The 24,749-nt window shown below is 53.4% G+C and carries 22 protein-coding genes and 1 pseudogene; 14 read left to right on the top strand and 9 right to left on the bottom strand.

Features of this window, described 5'->3' with window-relative positions; translation table 11 throughout:
• Nucleotides 1-241: 241 nt before the first annotated feature.
• The 9 genes from DTL42_RS11915 to gatB all read left to right on the top strand — a co-directional run bounded on the left by DTL42_RS11915 (nt 242) and on the right by gatB (nt 8,155).
• Complete coding sequence (locus DTL42_RS11915) at nt 242-652, top strand: TraR/DksA family transcriptional regulator (RefSeq protein ID WP_114368951.1); 411 nt, start codon at nt 242-244, stop codon at nt 650-652.
• The gene (gene lspA, locus DTL42_RS11910; RefSeq protein ID WP_158545342.1) at nt 645-1,193 is read left to right on the top strand and encodes a signal peptidase II; all 549 of its coding nucleotides are present in this window, start codon (nt 645-647) and stop codon (nt 1,191-1,193) included. The genes DTL42_RS11915 and lspA overlap by 8 nt, the downstream gene beginning before the upstream one ends.
• Nucleotides 1,194-1,785: 592 nt before the next feature.
• Nucleotides 1,786-2,292, top strand: a complete 507-nt coding sequence (locus DTL42_RS11905; protein WP_114368949.1) for an RrF2 family transcriptional regulator — start codon at nt 1,786-1,788, stop codon at nt 2,290-2,292.
• Nucleotides 2,293-2,378: 86 nt separating this feature from the next.
• Nucleotides 2,379-3,197, top strand: coding sequence for a histidinol-phosphatase (hisN, locus tag DTL42_RS11900; RefSeq protein WP_234824178.1), 819 nt, complete (start codon nt 2,379-2,381; stop codon nt 3,195-3,197).
• Nucleotides 3,198-3,329: 132 nt separating this feature from the next.
• Nucleotides 3,330-3,605 carry a 50S ribosomal protein L28 gene (gene rpmB, locus DTL42_RS11895; RefSeq protein ID WP_105350374.1) on the top strand — a complete coding sequence of 92 codons (276 nt, stop codon included), beginning with the start codon at nt 3,330-3,332 and terminating at the stop codon, nt 3,603-3,605.
• Between the two features lie 70 nt (nt 3,606-3,675).
• Complete coding sequence (gene gatC / locus DTL42_RS11890) at nt 3,676-3,969, top strand: Asp-tRNA(Asn)/Glu-tRNA(Gln) amidotransferase subunit GatC (protein ID WP_114368947.1); 294 nt, start codon at nt 3,676-3,678, stop codon at nt 3,967-3,969.
• Nucleotides 3,970-4,275: 306 nt separating this feature from the next.
• Nucleotides 4,276-5,814 (top strand): Asp-tRNA(Asn)/Glu-tRNA(Gln) amidotransferase subunit GatA, encoded by a 1,539-nt coding sequence (gene gatA / locus DTL42_RS11885; protein WP_114368946.1) that lies wholly within the window; start codon nt 4,276-4,278, stop codon nt 5,812-5,814.
• 220 nt (nt 5,815-6,034) lie between these two features.
• Nucleotides 6,035-6,487 carry an IS200/IS605 family transposase gene (gene tnpA / locus DTL42_RS11880; protein ID WP_114368945.1) on the top strand — a complete coding sequence of 151 codons (453 nt, stop codon included), beginning with the start codon at nt 6,035-6,037 and terminating at the stop codon, nt 6,485-6,487.
• 195 nt (nt 6,488-6,682) lie between these two features.
• Entirely contained in the window at nt 6,683-8,155 is a 1,473-nt protein-coding gene (gatB, locus tag DTL42_RS11875) for an Asp-tRNA(Asn)/Glu-tRNA(Gln) amidotransferase subunit GatB (RefSeq protein ID WP_114368944.1), read from the top strand.
• A gap of 8 nt (nt 8,156-8,163) precedes the next feature.
• Here the strand turns inward: gatB and DTL42_RS11870 are convergent, their stop codons facing one another.
• On the bottom strand, nt 8,164-8,577 hold the full coding sequence (locus DTL42_RS11870; RefSeq protein WP_114368943.1) for a hypothetical protein: 414 nt from the start codon (nt 8,575-8,577) through the stop codon (nt 8,164-8,166).
• Between the two features lie 146 nt (nt 8,578-8,723).
• On the opposite strand from DTL42_RS11870, the gene DTL42_RS11865 reads away from it, so the two are divergent.
• From DTL42_RS11865 to DTL42_RS11855, 3 genes are all read left to right on the top strand, one after another.
• On the top strand, nt 8,724-9,539 hold the full coding sequence (locus tag DTL42_RS11865) for an SAM hydrolase/SAM-dependent halogenase family protein (RefSeq protein WP_114368942.1): 816 nt from the start codon (nt 8,724-8,726) through the stop codon (nt 9,537-9,539).
• A gap of 110 nt (nt 9,540-9,649) precedes the next feature.
• A complete protein-coding gene (locus DTL42_RS11860) occupies nt 9,650-9,937 on the top strand; it encodes an SAM hydroxide adenosyltransferase (protein WP_114368941.1) in 288 nt (95 codons plus the stop codon).
• 16 nt (nt 9,938-9,953) lie between these two features.
• Nucleotides 9,954-11,453 (top strand): APC family permease, encoded by a 1,500-nt coding sequence (locus DTL42_RS11855; protein ID WP_147274257.1) that lies wholly within the window; start codon nt 9,954-9,956, stop codon nt 11,451-11,453.
• 19 nt (nt 11,454-11,472) lie between these two features.
• Here the strand turns inward: DTL42_RS11855 and DTL42_RS11850 are convergent, their stop codons facing one another.
• The 7 genes from DTL42_RS11850 to DTL42_RS11820 all read right to left on the bottom strand — a co-directional run bounded on the left by DTL42_RS11850 (nt 11,473) and on the right by DTL42_RS11820 (nt 20,483).
• A complete protein-coding gene (locus DTL42_RS11850) occupies nt 11,473-13,425 on the bottom strand; it encodes an ATP-binding protein (protein ID WP_114368939.1) in 1,953 nt (650 codons plus the stop codon).
• Nucleotides 13,409-14,095 (bottom strand): hypothetical protein, encoded by a 687-nt coding sequence (locus DTL42_RS11845; RefSeq protein WP_114368938.1) that lies wholly within the window; start codon nt 14,093-14,095, stop codon nt 13,409-13,411. The genes DTL42_RS11850 and DTL42_RS11845 overlap by 17 nt, the downstream gene beginning before the upstream one ends.
• A gap of 191 nt (nt 14,096-14,286) precedes the next feature.
• Nucleotides 14,287-15,009 carry a type 1 glutamine amidotransferase gene (locus tag DTL42_RS11840; RefSeq protein WP_114368937.1) on the bottom strand — a complete coding sequence of 241 codons (723 nt, stop codon included), beginning with the start codon at nt 15,007-15,009 and terminating at the stop codon, nt 14,287-14,289.
• Nucleotides 15,009-16,361 (bottom strand): adenosylmethionine--8-amino-7-oxononanoate transaminase, encoded by a 1,353-nt coding sequence (gene bioA / locus DTL42_RS11835; RefSeq protein WP_114368936.1) that lies wholly within the window; start codon nt 16,359-16,361, stop codon nt 15,009-15,011. The genes DTL42_RS11840 and bioA overlap by 1 nt, the downstream gene beginning before the upstream one ends.
• A 53-nt stretch (nt 16,362-16,414) precedes the next feature.
• On the bottom strand, nt 16,415-17,488 hold the full coding sequence (locus tag DTL42_RS11830) for a hypothetical protein (RefSeq protein ID WP_114368935.1): 1,074 nt from the start codon (nt 17,486-17,488) through the stop codon (nt 16,415-16,417).
• Nucleotides 17,485-19,155 carry a hypothetical protein gene (locus DTL42_RS11825; protein WP_114368934.1) on the bottom strand — a complete coding sequence of 557 codons (1,671 nt, stop codon included), beginning with the start codon at nt 19,153-19,155 and terminating at the stop codon, nt 17,485-17,487. The genes DTL42_RS11830 and DTL42_RS11825 overlap by 4 nt, the downstream gene beginning before the upstream one ends.
• Entirely contained in the window at nt 19,152-20,483 is a 1,332-nt protein-coding gene (locus tag DTL42_RS11820; protein WP_114368933.1) for a MotA/TolQ/ExbB proton channel family protein, read from the bottom strand. Before DTL42_RS11820 ends, DTL42_RS11825 begins: the two co-directional genes overlap by 4 nt.
• A gap of 649 nt (nt 20,484-21,132) precedes the next feature.
• On the opposite strand from DTL42_RS11820, the gene DTL42_RS11815 reads away from it, so the two are divergent.
• Nucleotides 21,133-21,471, top strand: coding sequence for a hypothetical protein (locus tag DTL42_RS11815; protein ID WP_114368932.1), 339 nt, complete (start codon nt 21,133-21,135; stop codon nt 21,469-21,471).
• Nucleotides 21,472-21,527: 56 nt separating this feature from the next.
• A complete protein-coding gene (locus DTL42_RS11810; RefSeq protein WP_114368931.1) occupies nt 21,528-22,895 on the top strand; it encodes a DNA-binding protein in 1,368 nt (455 codons plus the stop codon).
• Between the two features lie 261 nt (nt 22,896-23,156).
• On the opposite strand, the pseudogene DTL42_RS11805 reads toward DTL42_RS11810, so the two are convergent.
• Nucleotides 23,157-24,122, bottom strand: a pseudogene (locus DTL42_RS11805) (DUF1559 domain-containing protein).
• Nucleotides 24,123-24,749 lie beyond the last annotated feature (627 nt).

Raw genomic sequence — 24,749 nt, 5'->3', positions numbered from 1 at the left:
TCGAGTCGCGAGGATCTGCCGCAGAAGTACCTAAAATGCCTCCTTTCGCTCATAGAACCCCATTAACTTTCCATCAGCTCAGACATTATTTCAGCGATTCTAGGTTTAGGGGAGAAAAGAAGAGCTTGGTGAAAAAAAGTTGTTTGATTTGACCGCGTGAGAGTGATCCCTCTAAACTACAGTTTCTGCCCATTGGACGGGCTATTAAGGCAAACGACAGACCACCTTCGTGAGAAGCGCCATGGGAAAGACGGGACCAAGCAAAGGAGCTTACAAGACCGAGGAAGCTCAACCTTACCTAGAAAGACTGCGTGTGTTACGGGCGAGGCTTGTCGGCGACGCTACGCATCTGGCCGATGGTGCTTTGAATCGGACCGGCAGAGAGGCTGCTGGGGATCTATCGAAAATGCCGATCCACATGGCTGATATTGGGTCTGACAACTACGAGCAAGAGTTCTCGCTCGACTTGTTGGCTGCCGAGCAAGCTACGCTAGCAGAAGTTGATTCTGCCCTGGCCAGGATTGAATCGGGCGAGTATGGTGCGTGCGTTGAATGTGGACATCGGATCAAAAAGTCGCGACTCAATGCCATCCCCTACACCCACTACTGCATCGACTGTGCCACCAAGCGAGACGAAGAATCCCGTGGATAGCCACCCTTCGGCGGTTCCTGTAAGCCGTTATGTGTTGTTCTTTGGCCTTAGTATCGCCGGGTGCGGATTTGATCTGTGGAGTAAGGCAGCCGTGTTTGCCTGGTTAGGCGAGCCTGGGCAAAACCGCACTTTTTGGTTCATCGAGCCCTATGTGGGCTTTCAAACATCGACCAACGAAGGAGCCCTATTCGGCCTCGGGCAAGGTTACACTCCGGTATTTGCCCTCTTCTCGGTCGTGGCGGCCATTGGCATCTTGTATTGGTTGTTTGTGGCGAAAGCTGCTAATGATTGGTTGTTAACCACAGCGCTGGGCCTGATTACCGGAGGGATCTTCGGCAATCTCTACGATCGGCTTGGAATTTGGGGCAAAGCGGCCGTCCGCGATTTCATCCTCTTTCGCTACAGCGATGAGTATGTGTGGCCCAATTTCAACGTTGCCGATACGCTTTTGGTCGTCGGTGCTGGGTTGATGCTGTGGCACTCGTTCTTCATTGCCCAGCACGCGCCTGCGGAATCAGAGATTACTCAGGAACCTTCTTAGCTTCCTGCGTCTGAGATCCTGCATTTCTTTCTTCCCGAGCAGCTAAGGTTGGGGAAGCCAACCCTCTTTGAGTGCTGCAGCAAGCAAAGCCGTTTTGATGCTAGCAGCGGGTTTTGCCACAGTGCTTTGTGGCAAGTTCGGATTGAACCCCCAGTATTTAACGATACTTTGTTTGTGCCACTAACTAATTGATTAGTGTTCTTTGTATGCCATTAACCTCTTTTTTATTGTTTTTTTGTCAAAACGGTTAAACCCGCAGATATTTGTATTGAAAGCCGTATGAAATAGACGTATTCTCCATTTTTACCGCGTTTGGGGTGTAAGTAATTTTGTATTTGTTTTAATTGACTAGGTTGTCTTAAGACATTTGTTGTCGGTTTAGACGGTAGGTCAGCCGCAAACGGCTAGTTGTCTAGATTTCTGGGCCAAGAGAATCAACGTGCGTCAGCTTATGGCTAACGTTGCTCGCTAGGTCAAACGGTAAGAGTGGAAGAAGTATTTATTGGGTTTAGGGGATTGGTTGTCAGTTAATCGATAAGTCCCCTGCACGTTTTGAAATTATCATCGTTCCATAACAAAAGAGGGCAGTGGAATGAAGTTGTCGCGAACAGTTGCTTATGCGTTACAGGCAACCATGCAGTTGGCGGTATCGGATTCGGATACCCCGGTACCTTGTAGCCAGATTGCCTCCAAAGGCGAAATGCCAGAACGTTTTTTGCTTCAGGTTCTTCGCAGTTTGGTGAATCACGGAGTTCTGAGAAGCACTCGTGGAGTGGACGGCGGTTATATGCTGATTCGCTCGCCAGAGGAGATCTCTTTGCTCGACGTTATCGAAGCCATCGAAGGGCCGCTCGACTCGAAGTTACCGCTGCCAGCCGCGCCGGATGATATCACGCAAGTGAATCTACAGAAGGCCTTGCAGGATGTGACGGCAACCGCTCGAAAGCAATTGGAAGCCATTAAAATCTCGCATCTAATTATGGCTCCTTCGATCGAATCCGAAGAAAATGACACGGAAGATTCGCAAATGCCACTAGTACACAGTGAAGCAGTCGCGGCCCCCGTGTCGCCATCGGCAGATCGTGTTCATCCTCTTTAGAAGGGGACTTTGCCCTGAGGTGACCAAAATTGGGTTGGTGATGTCGAATCGGGGGCTTGTTCCGTTCAAGCGACCATTCTATTCTCATGTCCATGAACACCTCACAAAATAATCTCGAAAAGCGTTTAGAGACGGCCCGTCGGTTGGCCCGGCTCGCAGGTAAAAGCACGCTCGAACACTTTCAGCGTGCCGATCTTTCCTTTGAAAAGAAGGAAGATGCTTCCCCTGTTACTATCGCGGATCAAAACGCGGAAAAGATTATCCGTAAAGGGCTTAAGGAAGAATTTCCTGACGATGGCATCATCGGCGAAGAGTTTGGTAGCGAAGATGGGACGACCGGTTACAACTGGATTGTCGATCCCATCGACGGCACCAAGGCTTTTATCGCTGGCGTACCTTTGTTCGGCACGATGATTGGTGTCGAAAAGGATGGGAAATCACGACTGGGCGTGGTCTACATTCCTGGTCTGGATGAAATGATCTCGGCTGCCGAAGGTAAGGGAGCCTGGTACGAACGTCCGCACCACGACCCGGTACGGGCCCAGGTCAACAAAACCGCTTCGCTTGCGGATGGCGTGATGGTGACCTCGCAGGTCAGCACTTTCAACAAACGCAACGCCACGCAAGGCTTCCTTGAACTGGAAGAAAGGTCTTTCGTGACAAGGACTTGGGGCGATTGCTACGGCTATATGCTGGTGGCAACCGGCCGGGCTGTCGCGATGATAGACCCCATGATGAGCATCTGGGATGCCGCCGCATTGCAGCCAATCATGGAAGAATCTGGTGGTACGTTTACCAGTTGGACCGGCGAATCGACTATCTACAGCGGCGACGGAATTGGTACCAATGGCGTCGTTCTGGAAGAAATTCTGGAAGTCTGCCGTAAGTACCCAATGCCCAAGTAGCTGCAAGTGTAATGACTTGCGAGGCAAGTGCAGCAAGTTGCCTCGCGTCGACGCCTTGCCAGGGCAGGCCTCAATTGGTAAATTGGTCCGTTTCGTATCAAGCAATAGACGACCGTCTAGGAGTCGCTGGCAATGGCCAACGTGTGTGAAATTTGTGGCAAGGGCCACAGCATGGGCAACAAAGTTACCCTCCGCGGTAAGGCAAAGTACCTGGGCGGTGTCGGTACCAAAATCACGGGTATCACCCGTCGCAAGTTCAAGCCGAACCTGCAAACCGCCAAGGCCGTGATGCCAAATGGCGAACACAAAAAGCTGAGAGTTTGCACGCAGTGCATTCGTAGCGGTTACGTGAAGAAGGTCGTGCGTCATCGCCCCTTCAAGCTTCCTTCGGAAGAACGCGGACGCTAATTTGGTGTGATTGTGGCCACCTTGACGTGGTCATGGCACCTGTTTGAGTGCTGCTTGCAGGAGAAGTTCGATGTCATCTTTGACCCGAGAAGAAGTCGAAAAGGTCTCGTTGTTGGCCCGTCTTCGCCTTTCTGGTGAAGAATTGACGAAGATGACCGAGCAGATGAGCCAAATCGTCTCTTATGTCGAGCTTCTTGGCGAAGTGAATACTGATGATGTTGAGCCCATGGCTCATGCCGTCGAGCAGCACAACATCTTCGCGGAGGATGTTCCGCATGGATCGCTGCCACGCGATGCTGCTTTGGTGAATGCCCCCAAGCGGGACGACGAATGCTTTCGCGTTCCTGCTGTGTTAGGGGAATAGGGACGGCCTTAAGCGTCTCTCTCGCTGATTAGCTTATGACCTATCGATATCGGTGTGCATCGTAAGATGCTGCGTCTGATCGAGTTGGTCGCCATCTGGTTCGCTGAAATCGGTGGAATCTGTGTGCGTCCGCTTCTCTTTCCTGGGCTAAGTCCTTACTACGACTAGTCAAGTCGACTCAATTCCGGCATCATAGTCGGTTTGCAGACTGACCAGCCAATGGCGACTTAAACGTTGTCGGCGGCACTTCATCTGGCCGTTTCCTGGCTCGAAATAATCTGACGGAAAGAAAAGGCAAAACGCACGATGGCTTTGTACGAAGCGTCCGCCACCCAGTTGTTGTCTCAGCTTGAATCTGGCGAAGTCACCTCGGTTGAAGTGACCAAGGCCTGTCTGGATCGTATCCGCCAGCACGATGGCCAGATCGGTGCCTTTCTGAAGGTAATGGACGACAAGGCCCTGGCAAAAGCCGAACATGTCGATCAAAAACGCAAAGCAGGCCAGCCGGTCGGCAAGCTGGCCGGTGTTCCGGTCGCGGTGAAAGATCTGCTTTGCACTGAAGGGGAAGTCACGACGTGCGCCTCGAAGATGCTCGAGAACTTCGTCCCGCCCTACAGCAGCACGGTGATTAAAAAGCTGGAAGAGGCGGACGCCGTCATCCTCGGCAAGACGAACATGGACGAGTTCGCGATGGGGGGCTCGACCGAAAATTCTGCCCTCGGCAAAACACGCAATCCTTGGAATACCGAGCTCGTCCCCGGCGGTTCTTCCGGCGGGGCAGCGGCCTGTCTGGCTGCTCAGATGGTGCCTCTTTCGATTGGAACCGATACCGGCGGATCCATTCGTCAGCCAGCATCCTTCTGTGGCGTAGTCGGCTTGAAGCCAACCTATGGCCGAGTCAGTCGTTTCGGCTTGATCGCGTTCGCCAGTAGCTTAGATCAGATCGGCCCGATGGCTCGTACTGCCGAAGACACGGCTTTATTCCTGGAAGCGATTAGCGGCTATGATCCGGCTGATTCGACTTCAGCGAATGTGGCTTGCCCGCTGTTTAGCAAATCAGTTGATCAGCCGCTGGAAGGTTTGCGGATTGGCATGGTGAAAGAGCACTTTGGCGAGGGGCTCGACGGCGAAGTGGACAAAGCAGTCCGCGAAGCGGTCAAGGTTTACGAGTCGCTAGGTGCCAAGGTGGTCGATATTTCGTTGCCGCACAACAAGTACGGGATCGCAACTTATTACATCATCGCCCCGAGTGAAGCTTCGAGTAACCTGGCCCGTTTCGATGGTGCCCACTACGGACATCGTTGCGACGAAGCAACCATGCTGGCGGAGCTCGAAAAAGAGAAAGAAGCCCTAACCGCAGCTGGCGACGAGATCGGGCTCAAGCGAATGGATACACCACTAATCCGCATGTATCGTCAAAGCCGGGCCGAAGGCTTTGGACCGGAAGTAAAGCGTCGGATTATGCTCGGCACGTATACCCTCAGCGCCGGTTACTACGATGCCTATTACCTCAAGGCATTGAAAGTTCGTCGATTGATTCGCGAGGACTACGATAAGGTATTCAAGTCGGTCGATTTGATTGTCGGCCCCACCGCTCCAAACCCGGCGTTCGCGGCTGGATCGAAAACCAACGATCCGCTGGCGATGTACCTGGAAGACTTGTATACGGTAACCGCGAACCTGGCCGGTATCCCAGCGATCTCGGTTCCTTGCGGCATGACCAGCAGCGGCCTCCCGGTTGGCCTCCACATGCAGGCCCCCGCCTTAGAAGAAGACCGCCTCCTACGAGCTGCCCAAATGTTCCAAAAAGCTACCGATTGGCACACCAAGATGCCTTGTTTGTAAGTTGGATGAAGAACGTCCAGCGACGCTGCTGTACGTAATAAATTACTTTGTTCGGCATGCCTGAAAACTAATCAGGCCGCCCCCTAAGTAGAGCAGCCCTTGTGCTAGGCATCCTCAGCCCCAAAGGGGCGACATAAAATAGCCAGGGGCGTAAGCCCCTGGAAAAGGATCGAAGCAAACACAAGCCCCAACGGGGCGAAACAGACAAGGATGCCAGGAAATGCCTCAATCCTTCGCGTGCCTCTACGTTCATTTGATTTTCAGCACCAAGGGACGAATGGACTGGATTGGGGAAGATTGGGAGCGTGACTTGGCCAAGTATTTCGCCGGTGTCTTACGAAATCAAGGTTACAAATTGATCGAGTCAGGTGGAACTGCGAATCACGTACACCTTTTGTTTTCGATGGCCAGGCAAACCAACATTTCCAATTTGGTAAGAGACCTTAAATCGAATTCAAGTAGTTGGGTTCATCGCGAGTTTCATGCCTTGAAGGAATTTGCTTGGCAGGCGGGATACGCGGCATTTTCGGTGAGTTATTCCGCACTGGATGATGTGAAACGATATATCGAGAACCAAAAGGAGCATCATCGAACACGAACGTTTCAGGAGGAGTTTCTCTCGTTTTTGGAGAAGCACCACATTGAGTATGATCCGAAATATGTGTTCGAGTAGGAAAGACGATGTCGCCCCTTTGGGGCTGGCGATTGATTGACACAAGGTTCCAGGGGCTTACGCCCCTGGCTATTACATATCGCCCCTTTGGGGCTGGCTAAGAGGTTGATGACTTGTTTGCTGTGTAAGCGTGCCTCATCAAGAGACCACTCTTGCTCGCACAAGCTCAGGAAAAGAACGATTCCAGGAAAAGTCATGAGCGACGACTACGAGATCATTATCGGGCTGGAAGTTCACGTGCAATTGGCGACGAAGACGAAGCTCTTCTGTCGGTGTAGCACCAAGTTTGGGGCTGCCCCCAATACGCAGACCTGTCCGGTTTGTTTGGGGATGCCAGGTTCGTTGCCGGTGATGAATCGCGAGGCCTTTCAGCTGGGTTTGAAGACCGCCTGTGCGCTCAACTTGAACGTGCCCCGGTTTACCAAGTGGGATCGCAAAAACTACTACTATCCCGACTTGCCGAAAGGGTACCAGATCAGCCAGTTTGATCTGCCGATGTCGGAAGATGGTTATCTTGCCATCAGCGATCCGAAGCAGCAGTTCGAGCCCAAGAAGGTTGGGATCATTCGGGCTCACCTCGAAGAAGACGCCGGCAAGTCGATGCACGACGAAGCGGCCGGTAAGGCCGATACTCGCGTCGATCTAAATCGAACCGGCACGCCGCTTTTGGAAATCGTGAGCCAGCCTGATATGCGTTCGCCGTTGGAAGCGAAGGCTTACCTGAACGAGTTGAAGCTGATTCTCACCTACCTGGGCGTTTCCGACTGCAACATGCAGGAAGGAAGTTTGCGGGTCGATGCCAACGTCAATCTGCACATCAAGAACGACGGTCCAAAGAAGATTGCTACGCCGATCGTTGAAATCAAAAACATGAACAGCTTTCGCGCGGTTGAACGAGCGATCGCCTACGAAGCCGAGCGGCAATACGAAGCGTGGAAGGATGACGGTAAGACGATCGGCGATGCCCCCAAACAAACGCGTGGCTGGGACGATCAGGCCCAGGTGACTCGCCCGCAACGCGAGAAGGAAGAATCGAGCGACTATCGCTATTTCCCCGAGCCTGACTTGGCCCCGGTGATTACGACGCAAGAAGAAGTCGAAGCGGTGCAACAATCGTTGTGCGAGCTGCCAATGGCGATTCGCGAACGTCTGCACGATGGCTTCGGCATTCCGGAATACGATGCCGATGTGATCGTCAATCAAGGGCGTGTTGCCGTCGACTACTACGAAGCCCTCGCGCTCAAGTCAGGCGATCCCAAGATGGCCAGCAACTGGGTGCAGCAAGATGTGCTGCGGGTGCTAAAGGAACGTGATCTCGAATTCGAGCAGTTCCCGATTACGGTCGAACGCCTAGCTACGCTACTCAAGGCGATCATGGATAAAGAGATCGACACCACGCGTGCCAAAGATGTCTTCACTCAGATGCTCGATAGCGACAAAGATGCCCCTGCGATCATGAAAGAGATGGGGATCGAGAAGGTCGATGATTCGGCAATCGATGACCTGGCTCGGGAGGTCTTACTGGCCAATCCCAAGGCAGTCGAAGATCTGAAGAATGGCGTTCAGAAAGCGGTCGGAGCGCTGATTGGTCAGGCCAAAAAGAAGAACCCTAACATCGACCCCGGCACCTTCCGTGCGAAGTGCATCGAATTGGTGAAGGATATGTAGTTCGTCCGCTACGAATAAGCTGCTGTGCTAGACGATTTGTCGTGGCCAACACGCTGAAGTTCTAGCCAGTGGCCTGAGCGGAAGAGCACATAATATGAAGCGAGAAGGATTTTCCATCCTCGCAGGGCTCCGCGAACCTCCACGTCGATGGCTTCTCCCGGTTTTATGGTTACTAGCAGCGGTTGTGCCTTGGCCCAGTCAACCGATGCCCCGACCAGCACGTCGCCTGATTCAACCGGGATAGTCACGGTCTCGCGGACGCTTATCTTTTCCCGCTTCTGGCCATCGATATTGATCCAATATGCCCGCAGGTAATCTTGATACTGCGCTGGGCGGTGTACGCGAATCCAAGCATCGCCCGTAGTTGGTGACAGGGCAGAGGTATCTGCCGAGGGCGATTCAAAGGGATTCACATCGTTCATCTTTATCTCGAAAAGAAGTGTTTGCTAAGTGTACGTTAGAACGATATCCTCAGGCCCATGCCGGGATTCGTGAGTGTGAACTTTGGTTATCGCACGGCACGCTCCTCCTGTTGATAGCGAAACCCTTAGATACTTCAAGCTAACGTATGTTCATCCCAGACGGAATCATCGCACTGACAACCGACTTTCAGGCCGACTCGTTCTATGTGGCCGAGATGAAAGTGGCGGCTCACATGATTTCCCGCGAAGCCAAGTTGGTGGACGTGACCCATAGTATTGCTCCGCAAAACATTGCTCAGGCCAGTTGGGTGCTTCTGCGAGCCGTCGAGGCTTTTCCGCCTGGAACGGTCCACGTTGTGGTCGTCGATCCCGGAGTGGGAACCGCGCGGAAGATCGTGGCAGCGGTAGCTCATGGGCAAGTGATCATTGCGCCGCACAATGGTTTGTTGGATGTGGTGGCGGCACGATATCAGGTCGAGGACGTGTTCGAGATTTCCAATCAGGTTTACTTCGGCGAGCGATGGTCGAGTACTTTTCATGGACGCGACATCATGGCGCCTGTCGCTGCGCATCTGGTCCGAGGGGTTCCTTTAGAAAGCTTGGGGGATCGATTGGATGTGCCTTTGATAACTCAGGAGAAAGCCGCAAGCATCTTGGCGTCTTTTGAAGGAAATGAAATCCATGGGCAATTTGTCTACGTCGATTCGTTTGGCAACGGGGTAACGAACATCTTTGCGCGAGACATCCCTGAAGATTGGAACCCGCAATCGATTCATATTGAGGTAGCGGGACACGTTATTTCCGGCCTTGTTTCGACCTATGGAGAGCGTGAGCCTGGCGCGTTGGTGGCCTTGTTTGGTTCTTCTGGGCAATTAGAGATATCGATTGCTCAGGGGGATGCCGCCCAAAAGTACGGTATTCGGCCTGGGATGCCGGTGAAGATCGGGTGCGATTTCATGTGATTGGGAAGTTATCCCCCCTTAAACCCCACAAGATGCTTGGCGAACTGCGCAAAGGTGGATAGAATCGCTCCCAACATTCCTCCTCCTCCCCGCATTAGGAATAAGTCAACGTGCCGAGTCGCATCTCCGGAAAAGTTGTTTCGATATCCGATTCGGGCGATGCTATTACCGATTTGGATCATGCCCGGCTAGAAGATATTCCGAGAGACGATCGGACTTCGATTGAATGTGGGGGACATACGACGCTGGGCATTTATCCTGCCGACCATGAGCAGCCTGAGATGACTTATGTCGCGATCTTGGGCAAGAGTGGTTTTTTAGAGCTGTCTTTGATTGGGGATAGTGCTGCCAAGTTTCTAGGATTGAAAGTCGACGACGGCGTCACGATCAAGTGGTAAGCGAGTGCTCACCAGCGTGCGTCACGATATGCTGAGGAGCAACTCGTTTTATCCGATGACGCATAATCCATTTGAATCACCTGAAGAAGACAACGCCGCGCCCAACAATCTCTCGGAGGCTGAGGTTCTCCCAACCGCAAAGCAGCCGCGAAAATTTGGTTTCTGGTCGGCTTATTTTCTCGTAGTCGCCAGTATGGTAGGGGCGGGGATTCTGACCTCGTCCGGTTTCACGCTGAAAGATACGGCCAATCCGGCTGGGCTCATGGCGATTTGGACGCTCGGTGGCATTCTCGCTTTATGTGGCACGGTCACGATTGCTGAACTGGCAACAAGGCTTCCCAAAGCGGGCAGCGACTATCTGTTTGTCCGCGAGGCATTTGGGCGAGAGGCTGGCATTGTGGTGGGCTGGGCGACGTTCGTTCTCGGCTTCGCTGCCCCGACTGCGGTTGTGGGAAGGCTCGCGGCCAACTACTTGTTGATTCCGGTCATGCCGTGGCTGCAACGAGCGAATTGGGAACTACCAATAGAATACATCGAGCCGCTTGTGGCTACGCTGTTTATTCTCTTTCTGATGATCGTACATGCCCTGGGACATCGCGAGAGTTCTGGCATGCAGGTCGCGTCGACGTTGCTCAAAATCTCGCTGCTGACTGGCTTGGTCGTCTTAGGGCTTAGCTTCGGCCAAGGTGATTGGACGCACTTTGCGCAAAGCCATGTGCCTAGTTCGAGTGAGTTTTTCACGCTGGGAGTTGGGTTAATTTATGTCAGCTATGCGTACACCGGTTGGAATGCGGCGGCGTATGTTGCCGGCGAGGTGCGCGAACCAGAAAAGCTGTTACCCAAAAGTTTGATTGCCGGCTGTGCGACGGTAGTTATTTTGTATCTGCTGGTGAACCTGACGTATGTGTATGCCCTGAATCCACGGATGATGACCGAGTTGTCGTACGACGAAGTAACACCGGTTGCGCAATTAGCGGCTGAACAACTGTTTGGCCGCGAAGTGGGTGGCGCGGTATCGCTTTTGTTGGGAGTAGGTATGTTGGCATCGGTGAGTGCCTACATGCTTTCCGGCCCACGGATTGCTTTCGCAATGGCGCACGATGGAGCGTTTCCTCGCTTCGCCGCGAATTTGCATAGCGAGCGAGAAACCCCAGTCGCGGCGATTATCGTTCAAGGTGTTATCGCGATAGGGCTGGCTTGGTCCGGGCCATTTCTCAGCATCTTAAACTACACCGCCATCGGTTTGGCGGTGATCTCTGGACTGGTGGTGGCTAGTATCTTTCCGCTGAGAGCGCGAAAAGACTTGCCGCATCCTTTTCGGATGCCGTTTTATCCCTTGCCGCCACTGCTCTACCTGGCCCTCATGATCTGGATTTTAAGTACCGGCGTCATGCAAGATATCGAGGGCTTACAGGCCGATTCGCCCAAGTTGCCCACAACTTTTTTAAGCCTGCTGACGATTGCGGCTGGTTTGCCGGTGGCTTACTTCTTAGGACGCAAGAAGCCGGTCTCGTAGCGAATAACCGATGCAGCGATCAAGAGACCGAAGGCGTATGGGTGTGGAAGCGAATTAGATCGATTAGCTTTTCTCGATCGACGGGCTTGGTGGTGTAGTCGGTACATCCCACTTCAATACAGCGGTTGCGATCTTCTGCCATGGCATGGGCAGTTAGGGCAATTATGGGGCCGGAGTACCCCTCGGCACGAAGTTTCGTTACCGCAGCGTAACCATCCATGATCGGCATTTGCATGTCCATTAAGATGACATCGAATGGCTGGCCGACGTGTGAGGCATGGGTAGCCGCTTCGTAGCCAAGTAACCCATTTTCGGCGATTTCGATGGTAGCACCTGCCTTCTTAAGCAGGAAGGAAATCAGCCGTTGGTTGTCGGGCCCATCCTCAACCAACAGAATATGCAAGTTAGCTAACACGTCTTTCAACTCGGCAAGCTTGCGCGGCGGCTGACGCTGCTGCTCGATTAATTTGTCTGGTTGTTCTAGCTTCGCGTTTTGTAGTGGGCCAGGATCGATGGTCAAGCGAAAGGTCGTACCGCGTGGCGAGGTATCGAGAATGACCAGATCGCCTCCTAGTAAATGGGCGAATTGTTTGCTGATCGTCAGCCCCAAGCCGGTTCCACCGAACCTGCGTGACATCGAACCATCTCCTTGGGTAAACGGCTGGAAGAGTTTTTCACGCATCTCGTCGGAAATGCCAATACCGGTATCCGAGAGATCGATCTGAACTTTACAATCGTTGCCGCGACCGACCAGGCTAACCAGAGCTTTGATTTTGCCCTTGGGAGTAGTGAACTTGATGGAATTACTCAACAGGTTCATCAATACCTGCCGTAACCGAGTGGGATCGGTTTGAATCATCGCGGGTATGGGGCCAAGATAATCGACCGAGAAGGTCAGCTTCTTTTCTTCCAGGCGAACGTGCATCAGTTGGCCCAGGTCGGCAATCAGACGATGAAGTGAACAGGGTAGATGCTCGACCTGAAATTTCCCCGCTTCAATCTTCGAGAGGTCAAGCAGATCGTTGATGAGCGAAACCAGGTGCGCTCCGTTTCGGCGGATTGTATCAATCGCTTCCACGCGCTCTATCGGTGCTTTGCCGATATCTCCTGTTTCAAGGAGTAAATCGGCGAAACCAAGGATGGCGGTAAGAGGCGTACGGATTTCGTGGCTCATGTTGGCAAGGAATGCACTCTTGGCTCGGTTGGCTCCTTCAGCAGCTTCGATCGCGAGACGCAGTTCGTCCGTTTGACGCTGCAGGCGTTGGTGCGATTCTTCCAGGACGAGACGTTGCAGTTCGATCTCACGAGTTCGCTCGGTCACCTCGCGTTCGACTTGGATTTGCATCCGTTCCATTTCGGCACGACGATTGGCGATCACCGTCATCTCGCGGCAGCTTTGCATGATGGTGTAAAGGAGGAAAATGTCCTCGAATACCACCCAAGTGGTGTGTTCTAAGGATCGCTGCCAACCGTAAATCGAAACACCATAGATCGATTCCGGCCAGACCAGTCCACGGAAGAAGTGATCAGCGGCAATAACCAGCGAAGCAACGACCAACACAGACCAATCACGATAGAAGGCCAGGAAAGCCAGCGAGCCAAATACGTGAAAATGCGACTCTATGCGTCCGCCCATTAAGTGAATGAGCAGTGACGAGGCTAGGGCTTGTCCCACGGCAATCGTATAACGCGTGACAGCTTTCCCTGGAGCAATCCAGGCCAGCATGATCGGCAAACTGCAGATCAAGCCACCTAAAAATAGAGCCGTCCAAACATGAGGGTGGACATAACTCTCTTCTCCCTCCCAGGTGTGTGGCGAAATCCAGAGCGTGATGATCAGGCCGGCAACCCATTGAAAGAGCATCAGCCAAGCGAACATACGATCTGTCCGCCGATAGATCGCTGTACGATGCTCTTCTAATAGTTCCCGTGCTCGATCGTTGATCGGGCGGTTTTCACTCAGCGCGATCATTTAGAGTCCTCGGCTCGGGATACGACCTCTCTCCGGGGCCAAGCAGAGGGCAGCCAAAGACTTTTGTTTGATCGACGGAGAGGTCTCCACGGCAAACGTACGCTTCGATCGCTTGGCTGCCCAGGTTATCTCCTTCATGGGCACGAGAAGGGGTAATGCCTCCACTGAAGACGCGCTTGCCATTGGGGGCGAACAAAATGACTTGACCTGAAGTGGTTGCTCCAAAGCGTGTTGCCTCGACTCCGTCTTTATCGATAATTGTGTATGTCTTGGGAATTTGATTCGCCAAATCGACAGTTTGCGAATCAAGCCAGTCATGATCCGCATGGGAAGGTTGAAACAAGACAATCTGAATGGCCAGCTTGTCTTGGCAATGTGTTTGCAGCCGTGCGAGCTCCTTTAAGGTCGCCAGCGAACAAGTACATCGTGGATGGAGAAACAGTAATAAATTGCAACGTTTCGAGTCGCGATGAATATAGGTCGAGTTGGGCCAAGCCAGCTGAGAATCGGTGGCTTGACCGGATGTGTTTTGGTAGGCCAACAAGGTAATGAAACCAATTCCAATCAATCCAATCCAGACCGCGATCATTACCGGCAAAAATAGTCGGTACAACGCAAAAGGCTGGTTGTTATTCAAACTGCCTTCCCGGATGTGAAAGCTGCTTTCCATCGAAACTGGTTGCCCCTGAGTTCGTTTGAACGTTCAGTATTAGCGCACCTTTTGCTACGCCAACGTCTGAGATCAAGCGTAGGTTAACCCAGAAACGTAGATGCCTTTGTCAGTCGATGATGCATCATTCCACAGTACAATTGCATCAGATCTCTCGATTGTGCGGAATAAACCGGGTGGGAGATGATTCCCTAAGATAGGAGTAGCCTCGTGAATCGGCGCAAAATCGATTCACTTTCTGGGGCGGCTTCGCATTGGCGGCGGAAAACGTCGAACGGAATTCGGGCAATCCGTTCGCAGTATTCGGGATACGCTTCGATCCGCTCGTGCAATGTCGACAGAGTTAACTCAGGATGGAACTGCGTGCAATAGATGGGCAGATCGTTAAAGCGAAATGCCTGCTGGGCCACTTGCGAATTCGTGGCGAGCAGGGTTGTGCCGGGGGGAAGTTCGACAACGCGGTCCTCGTGGCCCATGTAGGCCAGAAACGACTCGGGTAGCTGAGAAAAGAGTGGGTCTTCCTTTCCCGCGTCGGTTAGGAAGACTCGGTGGGTGCCGAGCTCTGCATGTTCCAAGTCGTGCACAACTTTGCCGCCGGCTGCTCTTGCTAATACTTGAAAACCCCAGCACGAGGCAAACGTTGGTTTGCCGCTGGAAAGCAGAAACCGCAAGCTTGCCAAAGCGGTGTGTAGCCAAGGGGCTTCGCTGGTCACGCTGTATCGGCCTGAGCCGCCGATGACGACCATATCGCAGGCCTCCAAATGAGAGGAAGTAAGCTCGGTCGTTAACAGATCGAACACTTGCAGCGAAGCGGTGGGGCAATCGAGAGCAGCCGCAAAGCAGGCGATCTCTTGCTCGCGAATTGGGTCGTCGGCATCGCGAATCTGAATCAAGAGGTAGCGATAGTCACGCATTAAGTGAGATCCTTCGCTTGCGTCACGTGGTGAATTCCCGCCGCGATAACCTCGCACAGCTTGTCGATTTGATCAAGCGAAACCGACAGCGGGGGCATAATTACCAGCACATCGCCCAGTGGACGAATCCAAACGCCATGGTTAAGTGCGAACTGACAAACCTGATGGCCATGGCGATCGGTCCAGAGAAAGTGTTCGCCGCTGGCTTTGTCTCGCACCAATTCCACAGCAGCAATCATCCCACACTGGCGGACATCACCTACGTGAGGATGTTCTTTTAGCTTGGTCAGATGCTCGGAAATTCGAGATATCTTGGCTGGTAATTGAGCTAGGGTTTGTTCGGTTTCGAATAGGTCTAATGTCGCTAACGAGGCGGCCGCGCCCAAAGGGTTGCCGCCGAAGGTGTGCCCGTGGCAGAGCTGCTTGGCTTCGCCAAAATCACCTAGGTAAGCGTTCCAAATTTCGGTGGTGGCGATGGCTGCACTCATGGGGAGGTAGCCTCCGCTAAGCCCTTTGCCTAGGCAGAGAATGTCTGGGATCACTTCCTCGTGTTCGCAGGCAAACATCTTGCCGGTGCGGCCTAGTCCTACGGCAACTTCATCCGCGATCATGAGGACGTTGTATTTTTGGGTAAGTTCCCGCACCCCTTTCAAATAACCAGCTGGCTGAACGATCATCCCAGCAGCTCCCAAGACGAGCGGTTCGATGACGACGGCCGCGATGGTCTCGTGATGCTGTTGGAGTGTTTCTTCGAGAAGGCGGAGGTGATGAGCACAAGCGGAGGCTTCCGCAGGAACGCGGCGGTCAGGGATCGGCAGCCGTTTAACGGGAAACATCAGCGGTTTGAACACGGCATTGAACTGGTCGATGCCACCCACACTGATCGTGCCGATGGTGTCGCCATGATAAGCGTCCTCGAAGCCGATGTAGCTTGTCTTCTTTGGCTGCGGGCTATCGCACTGGTGCCAATATTGAAAGGCAAGCTTAAGAGCGACTTCCAAGGCCGAAGCGCCATCGCTGCAGAAGAAGCTGTGATTGAGATCGCCCGGGGTGAGGTCCGCTAGTCGCTTGGCTAAGCGAATCGCGGTGCTATTTGAACAACCAAGGTTCGTTACGTGAGCGACGTTGTTTAATTGCTCTGTGATTGCCGCGTTGATCGCGGGATGGCAGTGGCCATGTACGTTACACCACATACTGCTGACACCATCCAGGAGGAGGCGTCCTTCGATGTCGATCAGTTCGCACCCTTCTGCCGACTCGATGATCAGAGGTTCGTAGCAGGCCATTTGCGTGAAGGCATGCCACACGTAGCGTTTGTCCCAGTCGGTTAGCTGTTGGACGGTCGGATTCATAGAGGCACAGGGGATAGCGTCGCGAAATAAATCCCCATTGTAAAGTATCGGCCCTATTGCGACGACGACCGTTCCCCTTGCGGGCTACCACCAATGGGATAGTCTGTTGGTAAGGGACGAGCAGCCGTGGTAAAGCCGATTTGGTATAGGTCGTCTCTAACGCTGCGAAATTGATGATAACTGTCCGGGTAGGTCCAGATCGTGATAGTCGTTCGGGCCGGATCGAGCGACGCGATGATATCGCGAAAGCGCGAGCCCGGTTTGAGCGCGTCCTCGACCGGTTCGCCGAGGAGGTCCGACTCGGGAACCAAAATGAACTGCTTCAGTTCAACACCACCCCGAGTGGCTGTACCCATCGAAGTTTCCATTTGGTAGGCCCGGCTGATGAGCGTGTATTCCATGACGTACCCATTCATGGGACCAATGCGAGACGTGGCTGTGCCGTCCCGTTTCGCCCGGCCCAGATGGCTGCTGGCGTCGTTCTTCATGCCTTCGACCAGGCGATCCATCGGAACGTACGAGATACGACCATTCTTCAGGCGGAAGTGCTCTTCCTTGCCGAAAACGGTTTTCGCGAGCGGGGTTGGGTAATGGGCCAGCTCTTTAACTTCAGGGCGATATTTGCTAATCCCTTCGATTTGATCGTAAAGCGTATCCAACTGGCGAGAGGTTTCTAGCAACTCTCGCTGCTGGGCTACCGCTTGTTGTTTGTCGGTTTCGAGTTCGTTTTGCTTTTCGTTGAGCGTGGTTTCTGCCGAGGTGAGGAAAAGCTGTAGCTGATTCCGTTCTTCGAAGGCGAGCTTGGCTTGTTGCTGGGTTTGCAAGATTTCGCGCTGAATGTTCGCGACATCATCGGCCAAGTTGTTGAGTTCCGCGAGCGTTGGTCCCTTGGGGGTCGGGGGCGTTTGAGGAACCGCCGCTTCTTCTGGAGCAGGAATCGAAAGAGCCGGTGGTTTGGCGCTTTCCGAACTGGTGGTTGCCGCGTCGAATAACGCGTCACGTGTCGTGATGCCAACCACCATGATCAAAATAATCAAGATCCCCACGAGGTTGGTTACCACGTCGAGAAACGAATCGAGCGAGGGGGCGTTTTGATCGCCGTTTGCTTTTCTGGCCGGGCGTCTCACTTGCGTTTTACCTCGATTCCCGAACCATAGAACAGAGTTTCCAACTGGCGGACCACCGCGTCGCCGCCTGGTTCGACGGTGACCTCTAAGACCGGCTTCCAATAGAAGTTGCGGCCAGCGATACCCCAGCTATCGATACGGGTATGAATCAAGCGAACTAGTTTATCGGCAGCGGCTTCCATGTCTCCGTCGACTGGGACCGTTTCAGCGGGCCCCAAGACGCCTCGTTCCTGGACCAAGGTCATTTGCTCGCCACTGCAAACCAAATGAACGGGACGCGTGATGGCTGTGCTGCGCGGTGTCGCATTGGGTAAGGCCCAGTTGCTGCCACGCTTCGCGGCCATGGGCTGTCCCATGGAAGGTCGGTTGCCGGTGGTACCGGAGTTGCCATTTTGGGCACCATCAGGTGTTGCTCCTTGACGTTCGTACGGAGACCCTTCTTGCCCGTTGCTATTGTTGTTCTGTGCTGCTGCAGGGGCGTTCTGAGGGTAAAACCCCTGCTGTCCTTGCTGTTCCCTCGGTTGCATGTTCGAATCTTCTGGCGCGTTGAATGCTTCTCCCCCACCGTTTAAGCCAGAGCCCCCCAGCTTCTCTCCAAAGGCACTTTTGCCGTTGCCATGGATGAATCGGTTTTCCAAGAAGCTTTCGTCTTTGCCACCACCGCCAACCGCTTGAAAGCCACCGTTGCGAGTGGCGACCAGGTATTGATCTTCAATCCGGCCATATTTCTTCGGGGCAGCCATCATGATGGCAAACTTCCTGCGGCGGGCTAGTTCCACGGTTTCCACCAAGCGTTTGGCTAAGAAACGGTCGGCGGGTGGGTAGGCCAGCTCGGTTTCTTCATCAACTAGTTCGTAGCCGAATTCATCGTCCCAGCCATCCAGCGCATCGCGAGCAGCCGAGTACGACTCCGCTCCATTCGGGCGAACGATGAGCAGAGGATAGGGGCTTCCTTGATTGCCGATCCCTTGGCCTTCCCGATATTCGCGAATCGTTCGGAGTGCCGCCGCCAAAGGGTTGCCAGGACCAAGCGGAGGTTGGAAATCGTTGCCGGTAAGACCAATTCCTTCCGGTTGAATAATCACTCGGTCGGCCGTGCATTCGATGTAAATCGGCTGCCGCCGGGTGCCGCTACGTCCTTCGTAGGGAACCAACGCATACGCAGGCTTGCGTTTCTCGGCTTCTTCACGGACTTTGGCAAGTTCTGCTTCTGCCTCGGCGATTTGCTGCCGTAGTTTTTGCTTCTGCGTTTCGAAATCGTCCGCACTACCGGTAACATTGGTCGTTTCCCCTTCCAGGACGGCAATGTCGGCGCGTAGTTTTTTGATCTGCTCGGTCAAGCGATGACTGTGATCTTCCAAGCCCGAGAGCTGCAGGCGCGTCTCTTGGAGTTGGGCCAAGCGTTGCTCACGCAAGGCTTCCAGTTTGGCCAGCTGCTCCGAATAGTCGACTTGCGGCTCCAGAGCAGGGGATTCGATCTGTGGCTCGGGTTCGGGCGGAGCAGGCACCGAAAGTGCTGGCAGCTCGACCGCGACCGCGTCTGTCCGTGCTTGCAGAACCATCACCACGAACAGCACGATAAGTGCTCCCATGGTACAGATCAGCACGGCCAGAAACGGGAAGAGCGACATCTCGACCGATTGTCGTGTTGGACGACGTCGATTCACGCTGCGTGACCTTTTTCCTGTTTCCGATCGAGTTGAACCGTGGCGTGGCCACCATCGGTCATCCGTGAGTTAAGCAAGTGAATGGTGGCAGCCAGGCTTTGCACGGTTTCTTCAAAGTGCTGCTTGCCGGCCAAGCTGGAAAGATTGCGATTGAGCGATTCTTCGAGGCTGGCCACTTCACCGGTCGCTTCCACGACTTTCAACAGGATCGAACCTTGTTCGGTCATTTGTTCCTGCTGCGAGTGGATCGAAGAACTAACTTGGTATAACGCATCGATCACACCATTAAGCTGCTCTGCCGAACGTTGCATCGTGTTTTGTTGGGCAGCGGCAAGGGCCTCGGCATGCGTCTTAAGCGATTCACTTAACGCGTTATGCAAGGCGGTTTCCATTTGTTCGGTACTGGTACTGACCAAACGTTGCCAATGTTGATGGGCGGCCGAAACCGTTTCCCGCCAGAGCTCGGTCTGGCGAACAACCAGATCTTGCGTCGTTTGAATCGTCCGTTCCGCCATTCGCTTAACAGCCAAAACACTTGGGTCGGTCGCGCTTCCCTCGGTTTCAAAGCGAGTTGTGAGTTCTTCCGCCGCGATCGCATCGACATTGCTCAAAATATCGGCTTCGATGCGTCCCATGACAAACTGAGCGAACATTAATCCAATCGACAGCGTCAACGCCAGGGCAGTCGTGTCAAACGCGACACTCAAACCTTGCAGTAGGCTTTCCATTGCCACTTTGGGTTCGCTGACTAAGGCCTCCGGCGAGAGATTACCGAGGGCCAGGGTGATACCGATCACCGTTCCCAAGAAGCCGAGCATGGGGGTCGCCCAAATGACGATCCGAACCATCGAGTAGTCATGCTCAGAGCGTTCCTGGTCGATGTCGGCCAGGTACTTCATTTCGTCTTGCAACGACGCAGCCGTTTGGCTGGCATGCACATGATGCAGCCCTTTGCCCAAGCGTTGGAACAAAAGTGTCGAATGAAGCGACTCCGGCAATTCGCGGAGTGCGGCCAGCAGCACGGGGGCTTGTTCGATTTTGGTTCGTTGAGATTCCTGAGGAGGAAGCTCGACTTGAGGAAGGGAACGTAACTCAGCAACGAGTTGTCCACCTTTCAAGAGCAACGCCGCAATCCCCACCATGAACATGGCCACTTCTGCATATTCGACCGGGTGAGCGGTAACATAGCGAAGTAGCGGGTGCTGGGGGATGACGCCAAAATGAATGGCGGCATAGAAAAGAACGGTCAAAGCCGAACCAATCAGAATCGGCCAGCCAAGCTTGGCAGCGATAGACTGAGAGATCTTAGGGGCGTCCGTCTCTTGCACAATCGAACTCCTTTTCGATGGCACCGCAACTTCCCGGGGAGGGAGGCGGAACAAAAGGGAAACTTCCGTTAATCGTTAGAATCGGAATAATGGGCCTGTAACAATCAGGCAAAATCTAAAGTCTTCTGGGAATGTGTTAGTTTGAGGTGACGTGGCGGTTTGCGTCGTTACGCCGGTTTTTTCGAGAATCACCCCAAAAGAGTTTCAATAGGACCGGTTCGCTTGCCGATAACTCTTTGCGTCGAGGCAAGCAACGCCGCGATAACCTCCTCTGAGAAGAGGACTTGCTTAAAACATCACTCGCTCGTCGAGTTTGAATTAAATCCCGGGGGGGAAATGAATGTTCGGCCGACGGACTTAGTCCGTCGGCCGATGTTCTTTCTTGACAAAATTTTCTCCTCCCGCGGTTTCTTTCCCTGACATGGGGGGAATGGTCCCAGAAATTCCTGTTTGTCGGGGCCGACACTGCTGATAAACTGCCCAACGCATAGGTTGCCAGGATTTAATAGACCGATTTTGCCCCTTTTGGGTGGAATGCTTTGCGGTTTCTCCCTAAACAACCATCAGATAAATAGTTGCATCTCGGAATTGGGCTTCTAGAATAAGTCTTAGAGGAACGATTCCGTAAATCGCGTAATATGGGTGATTTATGTGGAAGTCAATTCTCTCGGCGATCGTCGTCATCGTCGTTGTAACGCTTGGCGTTGAGCTTTTCCGCGATTCCTCGTCCGCTATGGCCCAGCAAAATCTTGGGCTACCGGTCTCTTCCGGGTTAGTCGTTCACACGGCGACCTCTGGAGATGGAGGACAGCACATGATTTTGGTGGACCCAGAAACAAGGGTCATGGCCGTTTATCATGTGGATGGGACCAACGGAAAAGTTTCCCTTCGCAGCGTTCGCAATTTACAATGGGATTTACTCATCGAAGAATTCAACGGGGGCACACCTGGCCCACGTGACATTCGCAAACTGCTCAACCAATCCTAGTGGCAAGCCTTCGGTCGGTGGCTTCCTGGTAAGGATTGGAACACCTGGGAGCCATCATGGCCGAATATATTCCGCTTTCTGATTTCGCCGCCAAGCTGGGCGTTTCCGAAGAAATCATCCAAGATCTGCGTGACCGTGGTAAGCTGCGAGCTTTCCGTGACGGTTCGAGCTGGAAGTTCAAAGACGACGAACTGGAGAAAGCCAAGACCATTCTGGCGGAAGAAGGTTTGGCTGGTGACGAGAGCCAAGAATTCGAGCTCAGCGGTGGGCCTGACTCCGAAGATGGTTCGTCCGGCTCGATGGATAGTCTTTTGATTGAAGACACCGGCGAAGGTGGTGATGGCGGCAGCTCGAATATCATCAGCAATATCGATGATAGTGCTGGCGACATCGCGTTGAGCCTACCTGATAGCGATCTGGGGCTCGAAGATAGCCTGGTCAGCAATACCGAAGAATCTGGCCTGAGCAGCTTAGATTTGGGCGATGATTCTTCGATTGATAAGCCTGCCGAAGACGAATTCAGTCTCGTCGACGACGGCGAGTTGAGCTTGACGGACGAAGAAAGCGAAGCCGACATTAACCTCGGCGGCGAACCGCTCGATCCGGAAGGTACCGGCAGCGGTTTGAGTCTGGCTTTGGAAGACGAATCGTTGGATCTCGGGACCAGCGGTATCGGGATGGACCACGACAGCAGTGGTGAGCTTTCGCTTGATATCGAAGATGACGAAGACAGCAGCATGGACTTGCTGGCTTCCGAAGACGAGTTAAGCCTCGCGGATGAAGCGCCTATTCCAAGCAATAGCGATGACAGCGAAATTGATCTGATCAGCGATTCGAGTGAATCGGGTGAAATTGGACTAGCTGCTTCCGACGATAGTTTCTCGCTGTCCTCCGGTGATAGCGGTTTAGATCTTTTGGCTGAAGAATCGCCAGAGCCAGCAGCCAAGGGGATTGCTGCTTCGGATGACGAAGAATTGTTCGAGCCAGCTGCGGCTGCCGACGCAGCGGAGGGTGACTTCCTGCTGACCCCGGTCGAAGGAGAGTTGGAGGATGACGACAGCGGTTCCCAGGTGATTGCCTTGGATTCCGATTCGATGTCGTCGGAATCAGGCCTGTTTGGTAGCTCGACTCTGGAAGGGGGCGATTTTGGTGGTCTAGGCGATAGCGATGGCCTGGAAGCAGACGATGCTATGGCCGCCTCATCTGGCTCCGGCACCATGGCCCAAGCAGCCCCAGCGGCGGCTGCTCCGGCTGACATTTCCTACACGGGACTAGAAGTTGGCCTCCTCGGGGCAACCGCCCTGATGTTAATGGCTTGCGGTCTGATGGTGACCGACCTGATGTGGAACACGTGGAGTTTCAGCGAGCCCTATTCCATCAGTAGCACCATCATGGACAGCATCCTTGGCCTGCTTCCTTCTTAAGTAGCTGTGATTCAAGCGACCCGTAACCTACAAAAGCCGTGGCCTTCTTTTTGAAGGCTATGGCTTTTTTTGCGGTTGATACCTTCCGCCACCGCGTTGGTGAAGCGGTTTGGGCAACAACTCGTCGATCGACATCAAGCGCCAACAGCGATAGAAGCTATGGCGCTATCAAACCCAAGAGGGCCGATAGCGTTCTTGGTCTGGCGTAAGGTTTCTCCTGCTCGGAGGACATTCGCAGGCCCATGAAAAGCCCGCTGGACGCTAATACTCTCCGATGACGTTTCCATCCGCCTTCATGGAAAGATTGACGAAGATATGACGGTCAATCGTCTCTGGCAGGCTGCGCGTGGAACCATCAGCAAGCATTACGGTGACAACACCCGGATGAAAGCTGTATGGCGCCCCTTCGTTGTTGACATTGATGTAGTGCAAGCAATCATCTGCGGCACCGCAACGGCTTTGGCCTTTTTTGTTGTAGTTCCAAACCATCACACCGTTGTTGCCGACCCAAGGACCATAGCCGTAGAACTGGGCATTCGTCACTTCGACGGTCTTGCCGCTGATCCAATTCGCAGGCTTGCCGGCCATCTCAAAGAGGAGAATTGTATTGCTTGTTCCATCAGTAATGTCAGCAAAATCAGTGGCCGTCTCGCTGAGAATCCCGACCTTGCTGTTGGCATCAGACCACGCGCCGGAAGAGTCGACAATATGAATTCCCCGCACACCTTGATAATCCGTTGCGATGCCGGTCAAGTTCGGATCAAGCGCCGAAACATCCGTCGTCCATCCCATGTTCCAGCCTGCGTAGATGGGCGTCTTCCGTTCGCCCGGAGCGGAAGGGCAGAGATAAACATTAACACTCGTATTGGCAGCGGCCTGATTCGTCACATCGTCGAAGCCATAGCGTTGGTCGTAAAGCCCTTTTAGGTTGCCTTGTTCCACAAATGGTAGGACCATGGCCAGGAAGCCAGTGACAATCTTTGTACTGCTGCCGGTAGAGTCTTTTCCCGAATACTGCAGCCGTCCTGGAGCGAACGTTCTGTAAGTGTCATGGTAGTTATGTCACGCAAGCCCTACCTGGCGCAGGTTATTAGAACACTGCATGCGACGAGCTGCTTCTCGTGCTTGTTGCACGGCAGGCAGCAGCAACGCGATCAAGACGCCAATAATGGCGATAACCACCAATAATTCAACAAGAGTAAATCCACGGGCACGCTGAACAGACACGGTAAAGACCTCCACGAGGAAGAAGTGCGAATCGAAGCCAACGGGAATCAAATGATTCCTCAGGTCGCTTTCGTTCGGTGCCTCGATTCACAAGTGGATATCTGGGTGCCTAGGAACGAGCTCAATCGCTGATATTCTGCATGGATCATGAATCTTATGCAACATTCAGGTCCTTCCCTGCCACGCATATCTCAATCTTTGGCTGGTATAAGCCTTCTATTTTCGATTCGAAAATTATGAAATCGCAGAGAATTCGCTGACGGCTGTCGCTTGATGCGACACGAATCTTCCATTGCCGATGCGAGGGGAAGAGATTTCAAGAGAGACGTGGGAGGCCACACCTCTGGATTGGCCATCACTAGAACGAGCGAATCCTCCTTCACGGAGTATTTCGAGATACACCCACAAAAAAATCTGACAGGACCTTTTGGGCAAGGCAAAGAGTCACAATCTGGGGATCTTGTCAGCAAAATCGGAACCTTTAATTGCCGCTTCTCCCCACTGGCTGCAGAACTGTAGGTATCCGTTGCGACGCATCGCGCTATAATAGAGAGAGTGCCGAAGTGGTGCGACCGTCCAGGGGACGTAAGTTGTTGCCGCATCTGGCCAATTGGCGGGTTTCTCTCG

It is taken from the genome of Bremerella cremea (assembly GCF_003335505.1).
GTDB classification, from domain to species: domain Bacteria; phylum Planctomycetota; class Planctomycetia; order Pirellulales; family Pirellulaceae; genus Bremerella; species Bremerella cremea_A.
Note: the sequence above shows the minus strand (reverse complement) of the source record. Positions and strands in the feature narration are given on the sequence as shown.